Genomic DNA, 18,984 nt, shown 5'->3' with positions numbered 1-18,984 from the left:
TGGGTTGTGAGCGTATCAGCGCCATTGGGGCACACACGTCACTCAAACCAGGGAAAACACACTGGTTATAGGATCAAGCCTTACGGGCAATTAGTATCAGTTAGCTTAACGCATTACTGCGCTTCCACACCTGACCTATCAACGTCCTGGTCTTGAACGACCCTTCAAAGGAATCGAGTTCCTAGGGAAGTCTCATCTTAAGGCGAGTTTCCCGCTTAGATGCTTTCAGCGGTTATCTCTTCCGAACATAGCTACCCGGCGATGCCACTGGCGTGACAACCGGTACACCAGAGGTTCGTCCACTCCGGTCCTCTCGTACTAGGAGCAGCCCCCTTCAAACTTCCAACGCCCACGGCAGATAGGGACCAAACTGTCTCACGACGTTTTAAACCCAGCTCACGTACCTCTTTAAATGGCGAACAGCCATACCCTTGGGACCGGCTACAGCCCCAGGATGAGATGAGCCGACATCGAGGTGCCAAACACCGCCGTCGATATGAACTCTTGGGCGGTATCAGCCTGTTATCCCCAGAGTACCTTTTATCCGTTGAGCGATGGCCCTTCCATACAGAACCACCGGATCACTATGACCTGCTTTCGCACCTGCTCGACTTGTCAGTCTCGCAGTTAAGCACGCTTTTGCCATTGCACTATCAGCACGATTTCCGACCGTACCTAGCGTACCTTCGTACTCCTCCGTTACACTTTGGGAGGAGACCGCCCCAGTCAAACTGCCTACCATGCACTGTCCCCGATCCGGATTACGGACCTAGGTTAGAACCTCAAACAAGCCAGGGTGGTATTTCAAGGACGGCTCCACAGAAACTAGCGTTCCTGCTTCAAAGCCTCCCACCTATCCTACACAGACCGGTTCAAAGTCCAATGCAAAGCTACAGTAAAGGTTCATGGGGTCTTTCCGTCTAGCCGCGGGTAGATTGCATCATCACAAACACTTCAACTTCGCTGAGTCTCGGGAGGAGACAGTGTGGCCATCGTTACGCCATTCGTGCAGGTCGGAACTTACCCGACAAGGAATTTCGCTACCTTAGGACCGTTATAGTTACGGCCGCCGTTTACCGGGACTTCAATCAAGAGCTTGCACCCCATCATTTAATCTTCCGGCACCGGGCAGGCGTCACACCCTATACGTCCACTTTCGTGTTTGCAGAGTGCTGTGTTTTTATTAAACAGTCGCAGCCACCAGTTTATTGCAACCCCTTCACCCTCCTGGCGCAGGCCAGTCAAGCTACAAGGGCGTACCTTATCCCGAAGTTACGGTACCAATTTGCCGAGTTCCTTCTCCCGAGTTCTCTCAAGCGCCTTAGAATACTCATCTCGCCCACCTGTGTCGGTTTGCGGTACGGTCTCGTATGACTGAAGCTTAGAGGCTTTTCTTGGAACCACTTCCAATTGCTTCGCGAACAAGTTCGCTCGCCCCACAGCCTTGAATTACGCGCCCGGATTTGCCTAAGCGCCTTCTCCACTGCAGGGACCGGGACTTCCAACACCCGGACAACCTTCCGCGATCCGTCCCCCCATCGCATCATACGACGGTGCAGGAATATTAACCTGCTTCCCATCAGCTACGCATCTCTGCCTCGCCTTAGGGGCCGACTCACCCTACGCCGATGAACGTTGCGTAGGAAACCTTGGGCTTACGGCGAGGGGGCCTTTCACCCCCTTTATCGCTACTCATGTCAGCATTCGCACTTCTGATACCTCCAGCATCCTTTACAAGACACCTTCACAGGCTTACAGAACGCTCTCCTACCATGCGAGCAAGCTCGCATCCGCAGCTTCGGTATATTGCTTAGCCCCGTTACATCTTCCGCGCAGGACGACTCGATCAGTGAGCTATTACGCTTTCTTTAAAGGGTGGCTGCTTCTAAGCCAACCTCCTGACTGTTTTAGCCTTCCCACTTCGTTTCCCACTTAGCAATATTTAGGGACCTTAGCTGGCGGTCTGGGTTGTTTCCCTCTTGACACCGGACGTTAGCACCCGATGTCTGTCTCCCGTGATTGCACTCTTCGGTATTCGGAGTTTGCTATGGCGAAGTAATCCGCAATGGACCCTTCAACCATGACAGTGCTCTACCCCCGAAGGTGATACACGAGGCACTACCTAAATAGTTTTCGGAGAGAACCAGCTATTTCCAAGTTTGTTTAGCCTTTCACCCCTATCCACAGCTCATCCCCTAATTTTTCAACATTAGTGGGTTCGGACCTCCAGTACGTGTTACCGCACCTTCATCCTGGCCATGGATAGATCACTTGGTTTCGGGTCTACACCCAGCGACTGAACGCCCTATTCGGACTCGCTTTCGCTACGCCTTCCCTATTCGGTTAAGCTCGCCACTGAATGTAAGTCGCTGACCCATTATACAAAAGGTACGCCGTCACCCCTTACGAGGCTCCGACTGTTTGTATGCATGCGGTTTCAGGATCTATTTCACTCCCCTCCCGGGGTTCTTTTCGCCTTTCCCTCACGGTACTGGTTCACTATCGGTCGATTACGAGTATTTAGCCTTGGAGGATGGTCCCCCCATCTTCAGACAGGATTTCACGTGTCCCGCCCTACTTGTCTCAAGCTTAGTTCCACACCAGGGTTTTCTCATACGGGGCTATCACCCACTATGGCCGGACTTTCCATTCCGTTTTGATAACACCGGTGCTAAATCTTGAAGGCTGGTCCCATTTCGCTCGCCACTACTTTGGGAATCTCGGTTGATTTCTTTTCCTGCAGCTACTTAGATGTTTCAGTTCGCCGCGTTCGCTTCGCTAGACCTATGTATTCAGTCTAGGATGACCTAAAAGGCCGGGTTTCCCCATTCGGACATTTGTGGATCAATGCTTATTTGCCAGCTCCCCACAACTTTTCGCAGGCTATCGCGTCCTTCATCGCCTGTAATCGCCAAGGCATCCACCACATGCACTTATTCGCTTGACCCTATAACCAGAATGTCTTCCAGCTATAGGTTGAGTTATCGCGTTGTGCCGTATTCCAAGTCATCTTTCGATCACTTAAATACTGGTTGATACAATCACAACCCGTACAATTTCCACGCGCCATCTCTAACGCGCTTCCGTTGTACTACTACTTCTTCTAAATTGTTAAAGAACAAATACTGCATGACATTGCTGTCATTCAAAAACGTTCACGCTAAATCACTATTGGGATTTACTACAGACGTAAAAGCTTTTGACTGACATCGATGTGTGATCTAAGGAATTGGTGGAGGCAGACGGGATCGAACCGACGACCCCCTGCTTGCAAAGCAGGTGCTCTCCCAGCTGAGCTATGCCCCCCAAATCAGTCTGATGCGGCGTTACAAAAAACCTTGCATACCAATGTATGCCGCGGCTTTTTGTGCCTTGCCTCAGCCAGATTTCTTTCTACCAGGCGTCGGTGGAAAGAGATTGGTGGGTCTGGAAGGACTTGAACCTTCGACCCCCGCCTTATCAAGACGGTGCTCTAACCACCTGAGCTACAGACCCGACTTAGATCTACGCAGTCAAACAACCGATAAGCGTGAACACTCAACTTCCAGTGCATGCTCTAGAAAGGAGGTGATCCAGCCGCAGGTTCCCCTACGGCTACCTTGTTACGACTTCACCCCAGTCATGAATCCTGCCGTGGTAAGCGCCCTCCTTACGGTTAGGCTACCTACTTCTGGCAAAACCCACTCCCATGGTGTGACGGGCGGTGTGTACAAGACCCGGGAACGTATTCACCGCGACATGCTGATCCGCGATTACTAGCGATTCCAGCTTCACGCAGTCGAGTTGCAGACTGCGATCCGGACTACGATCGGTTTTCTGGGGTTAGCTCCACCTCGCGGTTTGGCAGCCCTCTGTACCGACCATTGTATGACGTGTGAAGCCCTACCCATAAGGGCCATGAGGACTTGACGTCATCCCCACCTTCCTCCGGTTTGTCACCGGCAGTCTCCTTAGAGTGCTCTTGCGTAGCAACTAAGGACAAGGGTTGCGCTCGTTGCGGGACTTAACCCAACATCTCACGACACGAGCTGACGACAGCCATGCAGCACCTGTGTTACGGTTCTCTTTCGAGCACTCCCACCTCTCAGCAGGATTCCGTACATGTCAAGGGTAGGTAAGGTTTTTCGCGTTGCATCGAATTAATCCACATCATCCACCGCTTGTGCGGGTCCCCGTCAATTCCTTTGAGTTTTAATCTTGCGACCGTACTCCCCAGGCGGTCAACTTCACGCGTTAGCTTCGTTACTAAGGAAATGAATCCCCAACAACTAGTTGACATCGTTTAGGGCGTGGACTACCAGGGTATCTAATCCTGTTTGCTCCCCACGCTTTCGTGCATGAGCGTCAGTATTGGCCCAGGGGGCTGCCTTCGCCATCGGTATTCCTCCACATCTCTACGCATTTCACTGCTACACGTGGAATTCTACCCCCCTCTGCCATACTCTAGCCTTGCAGTCACGAATGCAGTTCCCAGGTTAAGCCCGGGGATTTCACATCCGTCTTACAAAACCGCCTGCGCACGCTTTACGCCCAGTAATTCCGATTAACGCTTGCACCCTACGTATTACCGCGGCTGCTGGCACGTAGTTAGCCGGTGCTTATTCTTCCGGTACCGTCATCCCCCCGAGGTATTAACCCAGAGGATTTCTTTCCGGACAAAAGTGCTTTACAACCCGAAGGCCTTCTTCACACACGCGGCATTGCTGGATCAGGCTTTCGCCCATTGTCCAAAATTCCCCACTGCTGCCTCCCGTAGGAGTCTGGGCCGTGTCTCAGTCCCAGTGTGGCTGGTCGTCCTCTCAGACCAGCTACAGATCGTCGCCTTGGTGAGCTTTTACCCCACCAACTAGCTAATCTGACATCGGCTGCTCTTGTAGCACGAGGCCCGAAGGTCCCCCGCTTTCCTCCTCAGAGCGTATGCGGTATTAATCCGGCTTTCGCCGAGCTATCCCCCACTACAAGGTACATTCCGATGTATTACTCACCCGTTCGCCACTCGCCACCAGGTGCAAGCACCCGTGCTGCCGTTCGACTTGCATGTGTAAGGCATGCCGCCAGCGTTCAATCTGAGCCAGGATCAAACTCTTCAGTTTAAACCTGTTACTGTTTTCGGTTTTTCGTGATAAATCACTCGAACCGGTCGCTCTCAAAGTATGCTGACAAGTTAATTACTTAACTTACCTATTACTATGTGAGCCTCAATAAATTTAAAGCTAATCTGCCGAAGCAGACGCACTATTCATCGAGTGCCCACACTTATCGGTTGTTCAATTTTTAAAGATCAATCGCATCTGACTTCGCTTCGTCGCACACTTACCGCGCCGTCGCTTCGTTTTCTGCGTCGCTGCATCAGCAGCAGAGAAGTGAGATTATGTCGCAGCTTCTCGTCGTCGTCAACAGTTTTTTTCGCTTCTCTTCGCTCATCGCCGTAGCGACTCACAAGCTCCAAAACCCCTAACCACCGGGCTTTCCAGCCCGTCGCTTCCACGTCGTCGCCGCTTTCGCTGCGCCGCTGTCGTTGCGAGAGACGAGATATTAGTCACCTTCGACGAACTGCGCAAGCCCTTTGTGAAACTATTTTGAAAGGCCGGCAAATTCCTTCCGTTGGCCCGCTATATATAGTGGTCACCCTGATCATCAGGCTGCCGTCGAACGACTCTCCCCATCAAGGAGAGTCGTTCCAGCCTCAGCGCATCAGATTCTTCCGCTCCGTGGGCGTGAGCGCCTGCAACTGCGCCTCACTCAGGTTCATCTGGCCGAGCACCTGTACGGGCGACGCAGGATCGTAGCGGAACATCCGAGTGCTATCGGCACGCGGCTTGCCGGTCGCATCGTTCGACGTCCCCGTATCGAGCATGCGAACAGAGAAAATCGACGGCTGGCCCTGCCGCGCCGACGCCCGATCGCGAGCCACCGCGTCCTGTGCCGCCGCGGCCGCCTGCGCCGCCGTCGCACTGGCATTCGTGAGCGCGCCCACATTTACGGCCGCAATCGTCGGAATACCAACGGACTTGCCCTGCACTTGAATGTTTTCGGCGTTCATCACCCGCAGCGCCGCGATGTTCACGTTACCGGACACCCGAATCCCCGCCTCCCCCGCGTCGATCGTGCCAAGCGGCGCAATCAGATCGATGTCGCCCGGCGGAATCTCAGGGATCGGGTTCAACGTGGCAATGCCAGCGCCCGTATTTGGAGTTGTCGGCGAGAGCGCTACAAGTCCGAGGTCGTCATAGACACGACGCTGCGGTGTGTAGACCACCGTCGATTTCGATCCACGGCCCGCGTTGATGTCGCCCTGCGCCGACCACGCGAGAATATTGCCGCCGAACGTGGTGAATACACGACTCTGACCGAGCAGAATGCTATCTCGCGCATACATGTCGATGTTGCCGCGCCCCTGCGTGAGCACACCGGAGCCTTCAGCCGGCACAAAACCACCGTCCACGCCAACGAGCGTCCGTCCGCCCGGCGTCATGATGCTCACCCCGCCGCCGAAGTCGGTATGGATGCCCGCGTCTTGAACTTCATAGTGAGGAACATCATACGCAGGACTGCCACGCGCGACCCATTGCGCCTGCGTCAAATACTTCACACCAGGCACCGGACGTGTCGTCGATTGGCGATCCAGGTTTTGCAGATAGTAGAGCGCACTGCTGTACATCGTGAGACTGCCGTCATACTGACGCGACGCACCGCTCTCGTCCTGCTCGGGGAAGAGCGTGGCGATGGCCTCGCGCCCCCGCAGATAACTACCCGCGCGCGGGCCGCTCGCATCGTTGTACTCACGCCCCGAAGCGCGCAGTTCCGCGAAGTACACATCGCGCAGATACGCGCGCTGGTGCTCGGGCGGCAAGGCGTCGAAGAACTGACGGGCATCCATCGACGCCGCATCGAAATGTCGCCCGAGCGCGTTGCGGCCGCCGAAGCGTGTCGCGAGCCAATTCACGAGATACAACTGGCTTTGCTGCGCGAACTCATTGCGCAGATCCCGTTTGGCGATGCCGCCTGCGCCACCGGCAGCCTGACTCGCCGCGTCGAGTTCTGCCTGCTTAGTGACGAGGAACGCATCGGCGCCTGCCGCATTTCCGCGATAGCCGAACTCCTGACCTAACCATCCGGAAAGCGTGAGTTCTCCGCCGTACACAACGACTGCCTTGCCCGGCTGATCGGCGAGCGGCCGTCCACCGTCTGCCAGATTCGCTGCATCGAGATACCGGGCGGCGAACGCCTTGAAGTCGATGCCGTCGAGCCCTCGGGGTCCGACACCCGCCGCTACCGCAATCGCAGCCCCGTTGCTCCGGTCGCCGGGTTTGACGTTGGCGAGCGCGCCGAGACTGCGCAACTCGGCCTTGTCGCCCATGAAGACGTTGCGCCCCGCCGTGATTTCCAGCAAACCCGGGCCCGCCACGTAGAACGTGCTGTAAAGAATGTCCCGACCCGCCGACACCACGGAGACATCGTCCGCCGAGTTCTGCACGATCAGGTTGCCGCGCATCGTCGTCGACGCGACCCTCATCGGGCGTCCCGGATTGTTGACCGGATCAGTGAAATCGGGCGTGGTGGTCCAGCCGGCGAAGTCAGCGTTGGTGCTCAAATAGGTGCCGAGCGGCGTTCCCGAGTTGACGATGTCTCGCCCGGCCCGAATCGCCACGGCGCCATTGCCTTCGTACCAGGTCGGCTGCGTGCCTGCGACGGGCGTTATGCTGCCGCGGTAGTCAATGCCGCCCGTTTGCAGTCCGACGATATCGCCCGTGAGTGCATAGAAACGGGCCGGCGCGATGCCGGTGAAGTCATAGCCGGAGACGGTCGCCGGGGTCAGGCTGAACATCGGGAACCGTGTCGCGGAATCCGGGCTGTAATAGAACAGCAGTTGCGGTGCGATGGCATCCTGTCGCACGTTCGTGAGGTAAGCACGGCCGAACCATGCATTGCGCACGCCCCCCATGAAGGCAGGGTTTTGCGGCGTAGGTAACGCCGTGGGATCGGCCGCGGAACGGCTGATGGGGAACCCGGATCCGAACAGGGATTGGCCGGCCATCATCTCGAGCGCACCACCGTCGGGCGCCACTCTGAACAACGAACTGACGGGCTCCGGTGCCAGCAACGCCGGCGTGTCGCCGATCGTCACCTTCGACTCCGCATCGAGAATACGAGTTGCCGAAAAGCCGTTGTAAATATTGCCGCTAGCAGCGACCGCGCGCAGTGTCGCAGGCAGCACGAAACGGCCGTCGGTCGACGCGTAGTTCGCCCCTGCCCGCGGGTCGGCCATCGCGGTGAGTGGTGCGAGATTTCCGCCCGCACTGAACAAGTCGATGGCAGTGGAAGGCGTCCACAGCGTGAACCAACTGAATCCTTCGCCACTATAGTTGACGCCCGACGCGGTGAACGGCGTGCCGTTGGTGCGCTGTTGTGCGCGCGTTGCATCGCCATAGCCGCCTATCACCAGGTCGCCACGTGTGTCGATGCGAATCGTCGAGTCGCCGAGTACCAGCGTGGGTCCCCCGGTCGCCATGCCGATCTGGGGGGTGAACACATCGCGTGCCCGGGTCTCGCGCAAATCGGTGGCGCCGAACAGCGCGTCGACACCGCCCAGCGCCCCCGCTTCGATGCGCGTGGCACCGCGCAGGTTCGTGAACGTGCCGTTCAGCCCAAGGTTGCCATTGCGCCACTCTGCCGAGTCCTTGATCAAGCTACCAGGCTGCGTGATGGCACGAACTTCTCGTACAGGATTCAGACCGCCGCCGATCCGCACGTCGAGATCGCCGCCGCCCGTCAATTGAATCTGCGAACCGTCCGCCGACACCCGACCGGTGCTGCCTACCGCGACATTCAAGCCCTCGCTGCGAGCGAGCGCGCTTGGGCCGTAACTATTGCCTGCCCCCATGCGGGACTCCAGCATGCCAGCGTTCGCGCCGGCTTCGAGCACCACATTGCCGCCGCCGAGCGTGCCAAGTCCGGCAAAGCCCACCAGGAACGGTACCTTCTCGAATGCCGCGTAGCCGTCTTCCTTGCCGACCACATACGTCCCGAAATTGACCCACCACGCGCTCGGCACGCCCCCTTGCGCAATCACGGAGCCCGATCCCTGGCGCCACAGCCAATTGCCCAGATTGCCGGCATCCGGAACCGCTCGCGGAACACCAAAACTTGTCGAGCGTTGATAGCCGTCACGTGTGCCAACGGTGTCGCCACGAATATCGCCCTGAGCGCGCACGAACAGATTGCCGCCATGCTCCGGATACCACGCGCTGTAGAGACTCTGCGCACCGCTGACGTATGACTCGAAGGCCGCCCCCTCCGCCCCCAGCACGGACGTATTCTTGATCGTGGCCCGTGCGAGGTTATAGGCGCTCGTCACATCACGCGCCTGCGTACCCGCCGTATAAACCCCAAACGGCGAACTCATCGTGAAGTTACCCGCCGCGAGCATGTCGAGATCGCCCGTGCCGGTACGCACCACGCTGAAGACAGGTTCGCGAGCGGGTTGCGTCTTCAACTCGTACTCGGCGGGAATGCCGGGCGTCACGAGTCGGAACGCATCGTAGTACCCGTTCCACATGTCGATGTCCGCGGGCGTGGAAATGCCCCAGTTGATCAGGTCTTCCTCCGTCACAATCTCGCCCTCGACGGCGCCCAACTCCGCAGCATCCGGCCCCCAGCGATAAACGCCAAGCGTGCCGGTCCCCGGCTTGAGCACATTGAGCACGCCCATGCCGTAGTGCGTGTCTGCAAGCGTCAGATGTCCATCGGCCTTCAACGGCTGCAACGCACGCGGATCGGCAGCCGACGTATCGGCGCCAGCGACCAGCCGCAGCGACCACGACGCCGAACCCGCCTGAAGCATCGGCGCAAGCGCATGAATCTGCCCCTGATTACCGTCGGCATCCGCCGGGCGCACGTTGACGAACAGCACGCCTCCCGGCAGCTTGACGTCGGTCTCGGCCGGAATGATCGCGCCCTTGCGCAGCAACACATCGGCGGCGAGCTTGAGGTTCACCGGCATCACAGCGCCCGCAGGCCAGCGCATCGCTGCCACAGACGCGTCCAAAGGCAACACCATGCCGGCATCGATCTGCATGCCGGAGCGCAAGGTAAGGGCCGACGTCAGCGCCGTACCCGCCGGGTACACCACGTTGCCCGCCGCATCGCGCACGGCCGCCCCAAGCACAGTGCCCGACGGCAGCGTCAGATCGGCGCTCAGTGTGATGCTGGCGGGCAGACGCGTGCCGGCAGGCAACTTCGTCGCCGCCACCTGAACGTCGTAGTTAAGCTTGCGATCGGCCGGGAATTCCGTGCCGGCGGCGAGCGTCACCAACCCGCCCACCGGGATCACGGCATCGCCGCCCCACCCTGCAGTTCCGCTGGTAAGCACCCACCCCTTGTTGTCCGCACCCGGCGTGAGCTTGCTGGTATCGAACCCGTCGGTCAGACTGCCGAAGACGTTCAGATTTCCCCCGGCGCGAATCGTCAGCGCGCCCGCTTCGCCGCTGCCCCACACACCGGTCTTCTGCGTGTTCGGGTTCAGGCTCGCGTAGCGATAGCGCGACATGTCGATATCGCCGTCCAGGTGAATGTCGCCGTCAGGCGTCGCGCTGACGATCTCGACACCCGGGCGCAGATGGAAGGCATCGGTATAGCGGCGCAATCCGGCCAGCCGCGCGAGCAACGCGCCATTGGCCAGCGCGTTCGACATGAACGTTTCGTTCTGCGCGTGAAGCGCGTCCAGATAAGCTTGATTGACGAGCTGATATGGACGGCCGTCGATGGAAACATCGGTGCCGGCCGGTGCCTGGGTGTCGCGGTACATCCCGTTGACGGTGATCGAGCGCGCACCGTCGATCACGACGTTACCGCCCGCATCGATCGCGATGTCGTTGCCCAGGGCTTCGTTCGCACCGCCCAGACGCTTTGCGCTGATCTCGACCGTCCCGACCGACAGGGGTGCGCCTTTCACGTCGTTCGTCCCGGCACGCACATCGAGCCGTGCACCGTCGGCCAGCACCACACGTCCCTGATTGCCGTTGATCTCGATGACCGCACGGTTGGAAGCTTCGATGGGCTGCCCATAACTGTCCAGACGCAGCGTGGTGCTGTGCGCGTCGAGCACCGCGTTGCCACCGACCGTCACGCCGTCGCGGGCCGAGAGGCGAATGGTGCCCGCTTGTGCCCCGCTCGCGTCGACACGCCCGAGCACGTCAAGTCGTCCCCCGTCGATCGAGAGCGTGATCTCACGCGCCTTGAGTTCGTCGCCAACGACAAGACTGCCCTGCTTGATCTGGAAGCTGCGGCTGCCAAAGACGCCGCCGTCGGTCAGACGAGCATTGAGCCCGCCGAAATCGTCGACGTGCTGAGCGCGGATGTCGACGCCTCCCGCAGCGAACGGCACCCACGTGCCGCCCGCATCGTAGCGACCGCTGGCACTGCCGAGCACCTTGCCCGCCAGCGATACGACGCCGCTGACCGGTGACAGCGCCGTCACGGTGAGCTTGCCGGCCCGGTTTTCCAGCGCCGACAGATCGATGCGCGACCCGGCGGTCTGGCGAACGTTGCCGTTGGCGCTCGACAGGACCATATCGCCGCCCCAGCTGTATTTGCTGGTGTCGAAGAAATCGAGCTTGCGTCCGGCCAGATCGAGTTGGGCGCCATCACCAAGTGTCACATCCGCCTGTGCGGCCACGGTCAAGCGGCCGCTCGGCAGCACGACGCTCGTGTCGACGCTCGCTGCCCCGCCAGCGCTCAGCGCGACTTCGGCCCCCAGCGCGGCCACAAGCTTGCCGTTGTCGATCACGGGTCTCGTGCGAGCACTCGCGTTCGTCACCGACACGTTGCCGCCCGCGACGAAACGGTTCACCGACCCTGCCGCCCCCGTGAGCAGTGGCGTATCGATGACGATGTCACCGCCGCTGTAATCGAAATCCTGCTTCTGGTCGTTCCACCCGTTCTGTGAGCGATAGACGGACAGGCTGCCCTTCTGGTTAGCCGTTACCCGCTCGCTGGCGTTGAGTTCGACTGTCGAGAAACCGACGGTCATGCGGTTCATATCGTGATTGACGTCGCGCTGCGTGGCCGGTCCGAAGCCGAATTCGATCTCCCGTGCGTCGAGCGACAAGCGACCGCTGCCGGTGCCTGCCCCGCCCTCGACGATGGCGCCCGCAGGTGACTTCGAGCCGGTCCACACGAGCCGATCGGTGCGAATACGCGCGAGTGCATCGCTCGCGCCGTATCCGAAGATGGCCGGCGTGCCCAGCACGAGCACATCGATGCTCGATTTTCCGGTTGCAGCATCGATGGTCGATAGCTCGACGGAATCGTAGAAATTGATCGAATCGCGAGCGATGAGAGACAGGCTTTCGAGCGCAGGCGCGCCATAGGCCCGGTCGCCGCGTAACAGTCGCGACAGCACCGTCTGGTTGAGCGTCAGTCCTTCCGCCAGACGCCCGGAAGCGGCAAGCGAATCCAGCGATGCCTGATCGCCAACATTGACCCGACCGACCGCGAGCGACAGTTGGCGCGTGCCGTAGCGCACGGCATCGGTGATCGTGAATCGCTTGTCAGTCGCCACCGCAATCGAGCCTTCGGACAGCAGCAGCGTTTCACCTGCACATGCGGCGGGCGACGCGCAAACGCCAAGGTCGATGTACCCGGCGCCAAAGGAATCCTGTGCGCCGGTCGGCAACGGCGATAGCATCGCGAGCCGGCCATTGGACACCGCCAGCACCCCCGCCGCCCCCGGCGTGTAGGTATACCCCATTGTGGAATCCCACATCGGCATGCCGAAGCCGAGTGTGTTGATGCCGCTCCCCTGCTCGACGGTAATGCCCTTGGCGGTGGAGATCGTGACGATGAACACTTCGCTTGCGCGCAGCATTGCGCCACCGCGCAGCACAACGTTGTAGGCGTTGCCTGTGAACCCGGCTGTGGTGGCGCTGAGGATCGACCCGGTGGCGTCGGCGGCGACCACGGGTAGTCCGCCAATCCCCATGCGCGCCGCGCCGATCGCGTTCAGATCGTCCGCTCTGAGCGAAATAAGCGACTTGTCGTCTTGCCGGGGTGTCGCACCTGCACCGAGGATCTCAAAGTTACCGGTGGACGGTGCGGTGACCAGCAGGCTGGCGCCGTAACCGCCCTTGGCCGGGGCGACGTTCGCCGAGCCCTGAAAGCGCAACGCTGATGTATCGGCGATTTTGCCCCGGTAGACATCCGACAGGAAATAGAGATCGAGACGCTTGGCGTCCGCCTCGATCAGCGCACGAGGTGCTCCGACACGTTCGCTCGTGGCACGGGCGAAGTCCGCGTAACTCATCTCGTTGTACTGCGAGTAGGTGCGCAGGACATCCGCCGAAGTCAGAACGGCCTGCGTCGGCGTGGCGTTACGAAGGCTCGTGTTGCTCACGCTCAATTGCGCCGGAAGTGTGAGCGACCCATTGCGCATTGCGACCGGTGCGAGGCCCGCCTGCGCGGGGGACTGCGTCTGCAACTCCACGCGATACGCGCCGGGCAGCAACGCGAACGTCGACGGCAGCAGCGTATAGGTGCCGGCGGGCAATCCCGGCACCCCGGCGCCGATGGTGATCTGCTGCCCCATGAGGGGGGCGCCCGCGCCGTTCTCGCTTACCACCGGCGCATAGGCTGGCTGTACCCCAGGCACGATGGCGTAGACCGGATTGGACGAGAGGGAGGGCAGACGGAAACTTCCCTTTGTGCCGGTCTGCACCACTTGCATCAGCGGCGCGAGACGGGCATCCGTAGAGCCGCCACGGCCGGTGAGGAATGCGGCGCCCCGGATTTCGCCGCCCCCCGAGAGGTCGATGACGGCCCCCGGATCCACAGCCAACGCATGGCTATACACCACGACCGACGGTCCTCCGCCGGCGAGCGAGTATCGCGCGTCGACGGCAGCATTGAGATAACTCAGTCCGTCGAGCGAGCCGCCATAAGGCATCACGAGTCCATTCGCGCTCACGGACGTCACGCTACCCGGCAACAAGGTCAGGATGCCGTTGGCTTCCGTCTCCATCGGCGCCCCGAACGTGATGGTCCCCATCGGAGCGCGCAGCACGCCGCCCTGACGGATCTGCCCGGCCTTAAGGGTGAGACTGCCGAACAGCGAATACGGCTGCACCGCCAGCGTATCGCCCACACGCTCGATGGTCAGAACATGCGTCGGGTCCAACTGGTTCAGGCGCACACAGCAATCGCTCGGATAGCTACGCTGCCCCACGACGATCATTGCGCTCGCGTTCTGTGTCGGATAAATCTGCACGGCGGCCAACGTCATGTCGCCTGGCGAATAGACTTCGGTCTTGTCGAGCAGACGCAGGTCACCGGTACTGCGCAAGGCGACATTGCCGAACGCATTACGCAAGACACTGACGGGAGTTCCGGCGTTGGTCTCGATGGTCCCTGCGGTGCCGAATTGCATCCGGCCCGATACGTCGATGAGCGAGCCGTTGATTTCGAATTTCGCCTGATCGTCGAGCAGCGGCACCCCCAGCGCCCCGGCACCCTGTCCGTTGTTCCTCGAACCACTCACCGGGTTGGGCATGAGGAAGTTATCGGATTGCTGGCGTGTCGTGCCGGCAAGCTGCACGTAGGGCGCGGCAAACCTGACCTGCGCGCCCGGTGCAGCGTTCGCTGCCAAGCCAAACGAACTTGCGGTGAGGCGCAAGCTCTGACCGAGCGACAGATTGACGTTGCCGTCGAAATCCATCATCCCGTTGGCGAGCAAAGAGAGATTGTCGAAGCCGCCGGCCGTCACGCGATCGACGCCGATGCGTGCGTTGCCCAACGCCAGTCCGCCGCCGAGCGCGCCCGGACGCAGCGTATCCGAGAGCGCGCTGCCGCCCTGCGTCTGGGCGACGATCATCTCGTGCGCCACGCGCACGGAATCGTCCACATTGCTGCCGCGCAGCGTGGTCCGATCCACCATGCCGTAAGCCAGCGTCTCGAGCACCACGTTGAGCGTACCGCCCGCAGCGCCTGCGCCGCCCGACGCCGCCTTCATATCGCCGTCGAGATAGAGACCGCGTGCCGACGCCAGTGAGATGACCCCGCCGTTGCTTGCCACGTGCGTGCGCCCCTGCCCCGGCACATCGACGTCGGCGGCTGTGCCCGACGCATCGAGCCGTGCGCCGGGGCGCACGATAACGAACGCGTCGGCTGCCTCGACCTGGGTAGCGCCCGCGACATACTTCGCGCCGATCTGGATGGTGCCGCCTGCGGCCACCTTGCCGGAAATTGCGCCGGAGGCGTCCTTTGCCACCATCGGGCGCGCGGCGACATCGATGACGGCATTGCCGCCCAGCCAGATCGATGTCGGTGTGAACGTGCCCTCGGGTCGGCCTTGCGCATCGCCGGTACCGAACAGGCCAGGCAACAGACTGACCGTGCCCGATGCAGAGCGCAGCGTGCCGAGCACCGTCATCTGCCCGTTGCTCGTGAGCGTGATGTTGCGTCCCGGATCGACTTCGATCTGTGCCCCGTCGCCCACGCTCAGTTGCCCACGCTTGAGTTGCGAGCCGGCGGACAACGCCAGATCGGCCCCGCTGCGCTGCGTGATCGTGCCCCTGGCGGCATCGCTTTGCCAGACGGGTGCAAGGAGGACGGACAACACGCCTGACGGATCGCTGCCGCTGAGCGTGTCGCGCGCGGCTTGCCCGTCGACGTTCAGCACGGGCATGACAACGTCGAGGTGCGCGCCATCCGCTATCGTCAACCCCAGTTGCCCTGTGACGTCATAGCGGGAAAAGCCAGTCGAGAAAAGCGACACACCGAGCGATGTATCGGGCGACGAGCCAGGCGATGTCGGCGCGCCGATCACCACGCCATTGCCGGTGTCCAGCTTCAACGTGCCGCCACCGCTCACGCCATAACCGCGCAGCTCGCCGTCGACATGCAGCTCGCCAGCGCTCTTGCCAGTCGTGTCGTACTGGCTGGCCAGCAGCGACACATTGCCGCCCTTGCCGCCACGCACCGTGCCGCCCGCGAGCCGCACGGCCCCCGACGAGACGTCGATGGTGCTGCCCTGCGCCACTCGCACGTCGCCGGTCGTCGAGAAGATGACATTGCCGCCATTGAGGTACGGCATACCGTGGATGCCCGCCTCATCATCGTCCGCACGGCTCCACAGGCCACGCGTGTCGAGCGTCACGCCACGCGCCACCTTGACGTACTGGCCGCCGGCGATCAGCGCGGGGTCCGTGATAGGGACATCGCCCCACGCGCCGTTCGTCGCCTGGAGCACGCGCTGCACAATGTTGCCCGCCGCAATCGAGCCACCACGCGCCGTCACGTTCGCGTCGATGTCGACTCGCGTCGCATGCAAACCAACGTCGCCGCCGTCCGCTACACGAATGTCGCGCGTGAGCGTCAGCGCATCTGTCGCCAGCAGCTTCACGCCGCCAAACTGCTGACGGTTGAGCCAGCCTGCGTCGAGCGATATCTTTCCTGCGCGCTGGGTGTCGAGCGCACTCCCCTGCGCAATGTCCGCCGCCAGCGCCTGAACGTCGCCGACATTGATCGTGCGCGCGATGGCCGACGGGCTATCGCGCAACGTGAGCGTGGTGTCGTCGTAGTAAGGCGTGAGCTTGCCGACGATCAACTGACCGGCACGCGGTGCTGCAAGCGGTGATTGCAGATACCCGTCGTAAAGCCCCCGGTCGGCAGCCTGTGTCTGACGCGGGCCTTGGTAAGCGGCGGTATCGACATCGCCTTCGAGCACCGCAGAGGGTGCCGAGATAATCAACCGCCCGGCGTCGCGCCCCACGGTGTATCCATTCTCCAGACGCTGCCCCGGTGCGATGAACAGCGTGGCGAACGTCTCGGTCGTGCTCTTTCCCCAGCGGGCGTGTTCGGCCTCGAACCCGCGATACGTCCCGAGGTACCGCAAATCGCCCGGCGCGTTATCGACGCGATACAACTGCCCGTCGACGCCGCGCAGCCAGCTTTGCCGGATCATGCCGGTCTGCACGTCGAGCGTGCCGCCCGCCAGATTGATGAGCGAACCGGCGCGCGTGACCACCTCGGCTCCGCCCAATTGCACCGTCCCGCCTTGTGCCGCCCACTCGCCGATGCTGTGCGACGCCGTGTTCAGATAGCCGCTGACTTCCAGCAGGCCGCCCGGCGTGTACCAGCGATCGGTGGTGTACCCCTGTGTGCCGGCAGGCACACGCACGAGATAGCGCCGGTCGATGTAGACGGTCAGGTTATTGAGCAAATGCGTGTCCCGATTACTCGGTGCGTCACGCTGCTCGTTACCCTGGACGTTCACCTCGACATTGTTTGCCGACATGGCCACCTTCACCCCCACGGCGCCGGAGACGTCGAGCTTCGCGCGCTCCATCGCCATCGCGCGACGGGTGGCCAGCACATTGATCTGCCCGCCCGTGGCGAGGGTGAGCGAGTCGCTGTCGAACAATACGTCGCCAGACGACGTGATTTGCACGAGCGACTGATCCCGGCGGTTGTACAACCCGGATTCCGCCGCCTTCGCAGCATCGGCCAGCAACGTCGTGCGTTGCGCATCGAGTGCCGCATCGCCCGACGGGTCGAGCACGATGGCGTTGAGCGCGCCGGGTGCCACGCGCACCAGGGCGTTGCTGTCGCCACTCGCCGTCAGGTGAATCGTGCCGCGCGCATTGACCGAGGTGGTAGAGACCAGCACACCGCTTTGCTCGATCTGACGCCCCGCAAGCGTGATGTCGCCAAGCGCCGCCTGAATCAGACCGCTGTTGCTCACGCGCCCGGCCGTCGACCCCGGCAACAGCTTCGGCTCGACTTCGTTGCCGCGCGTGCTCGAATTCACATTGCCGTCGGTGCCGACGCCGCGCCGGATCACAAACGCATCGCCACCGGCGATGACCGTCTGCCCCGAGGGGGTGACGATCGTGCCGCGATTGTGCGCTTCGCGCCCGAGCAACAACACGTAGCCGCCGCCTTCCGTCACCGATTGCGGACGCCGCGTGTTCAGGCGTGCGCCCGCGTCCACCGTCACGTCGGCGCTCGCCCCCGTGTGCGACACGCTCGATCCGCTCACCTGAAGATCGTTGGCAAACGTCGGCACCGTCGCGCCGGACACGGCGGCACCGTAGATGCCGCGATTGAACTGATCGTTCGTCATGCCAACCGCAGCCGCGACGAGATTGCGCGTATCGACCTGCGCCGTTCCCGAGAACTGAATGCCGTTGCGGTTGACGATCATCACCGTGCCGTCGGCCTTGATCTGCCCCTGAATCTGGCTCGGACGCGCCTGCGGATCGTTCACGCGGTTGAGCACCGCCCAACCCGGTTGCTGCACGAACTCGACCGTCGTGCGACGGCCCACGTTGAACGTCTCCCAGTTCAGAATCGCCTTCTCGCCGGTTTGCTCGATGGCCACCTTGGTGTTGCCGGCGGCATCGCGATCCTGTGCGATCTTCTTGTTCGCATTGATCCAGCCGGCGGTGAGGCTATTCGTGTCGACCTTCAGGCCTCCTTCGGCCAGACCGTCGGGGATAGTCTCGGGTGTTGCGGCAGCAGCCTGACGCGCAGCGTTCTGCGCAGCCTGCATCGCGGCAATGCCTTGCGCGGCCGTGGCGAGATTGGCGATGGAATTCTGCACGGCCTGCGTAGCGCGTTGCTGTTGCTCCCCCGGATTCTGCAACGACGATACCGGCATACCGTTCGGCAGGCGGCCCGTCTGCGCCGCGGTGGATTGCGCCGCACCGCGAGCGGCAAACCACGCGTTACTGAAAGCCTGCTGCGCATGCGCCGCGCTAATCATGGCGCTACTGGCGGCGAATACGGCCACGGCCTGGGCAAGCGGTCGAATGCGTAGCAGACGTGTGCTGGCCCGCGTGCGAGTTGATAGGGAAACTACGCGCTTGTGCATGGTCATCTCAATCCCGTCTGGCGTCTCGTGCGGCCGTGGGACGTTGTCTCGCGACAACGCCGGCGACGGCCCTGGCAGGTTTTCGTTCAAGCGCTGCGAACGCTTGACGCTCTCGG

General features: G+C 61.3%; 1 protein-coding gene, 2 tRNA genes and 2 rRNA genes. All 5 read right to left on the bottom strand.

What is annotated here, in order from left to right; all coding sequences use genetic code 11:
• Positions 1-69 precede the first annotated feature (69 nt).
• The 5 genes from PI93_RS04840 to PI93_RS04820 all read right to left on the bottom strand — a co-directional run bounded on the left by PI93_RS04840 (position 70) and on the right by PI93_RS04820 (position 18,868).
• Positions 70-2,947 (bottom strand): 23S ribosomal RNA (locus PI93_RS04840).
• 283 nt (positions 2,948-3,230) lie between these two features.
• Positions 3,231-3,306: transfer RNA gene (locus PI93_RS04835), tRNA-Ala, on the bottom strand.
• A 112-nt stretch (positions 3,307-3,418) separates the two neighbouring features.
• Positions 3,419-3,495, bottom strand: a tRNA-Ile gene (locus PI93_RS04830).
• A 65-nt stretch (positions 3,496-3,560) separates the two neighbouring features.
• A 16S ribosomal RNA gene (locus PI93_RS04825) occupies positions 3,561-5,093 on the bottom strand.
• The 16S and 23S rRNA genes sit together here with 2 tRNA genes alongside, the layout of an rRNA operon.
• 593 nt (positions 5,094-5,686) lie before the next feature.
• The gene (locus PI93_RS04820; protein ID WP_039366946.1) at positions 5,687-18,868 is read right to left on the bottom strand and encodes a filamentous haemagglutinin family protein; all 13,182 of its coding nucleotides are present in this window, start codon (positions 18,866-18,868) and stop codon (positions 5,687-5,689) included.
• Between the last annotated feature and the right edge of the window lie 116 nt (positions 18,869-18,984).

The organism is Pandoraea fibrosis (genome assembly GCF_000807775.2).
GTDB classification, from domain to species: Bacteria; Pseudomonadota; Gammaproteobacteria; order Burkholderiales; family Burkholderiaceae; genus Pandoraea; species Pandoraea fibrosis.
Note: the sequence above shows the minus strand (reverse complement) of the source record. Positions and strands in the feature narration are given on the sequence as shown.

Coding starts and splice junctions, on each gene's coding strand:
- PI93_RS04820 (WP_039366946.1), bottom strand. CDS start 18,868: ATGCACAAGCGCGTAGTTTCCCTATCAACTCGCACGCGGGCCAGCACA.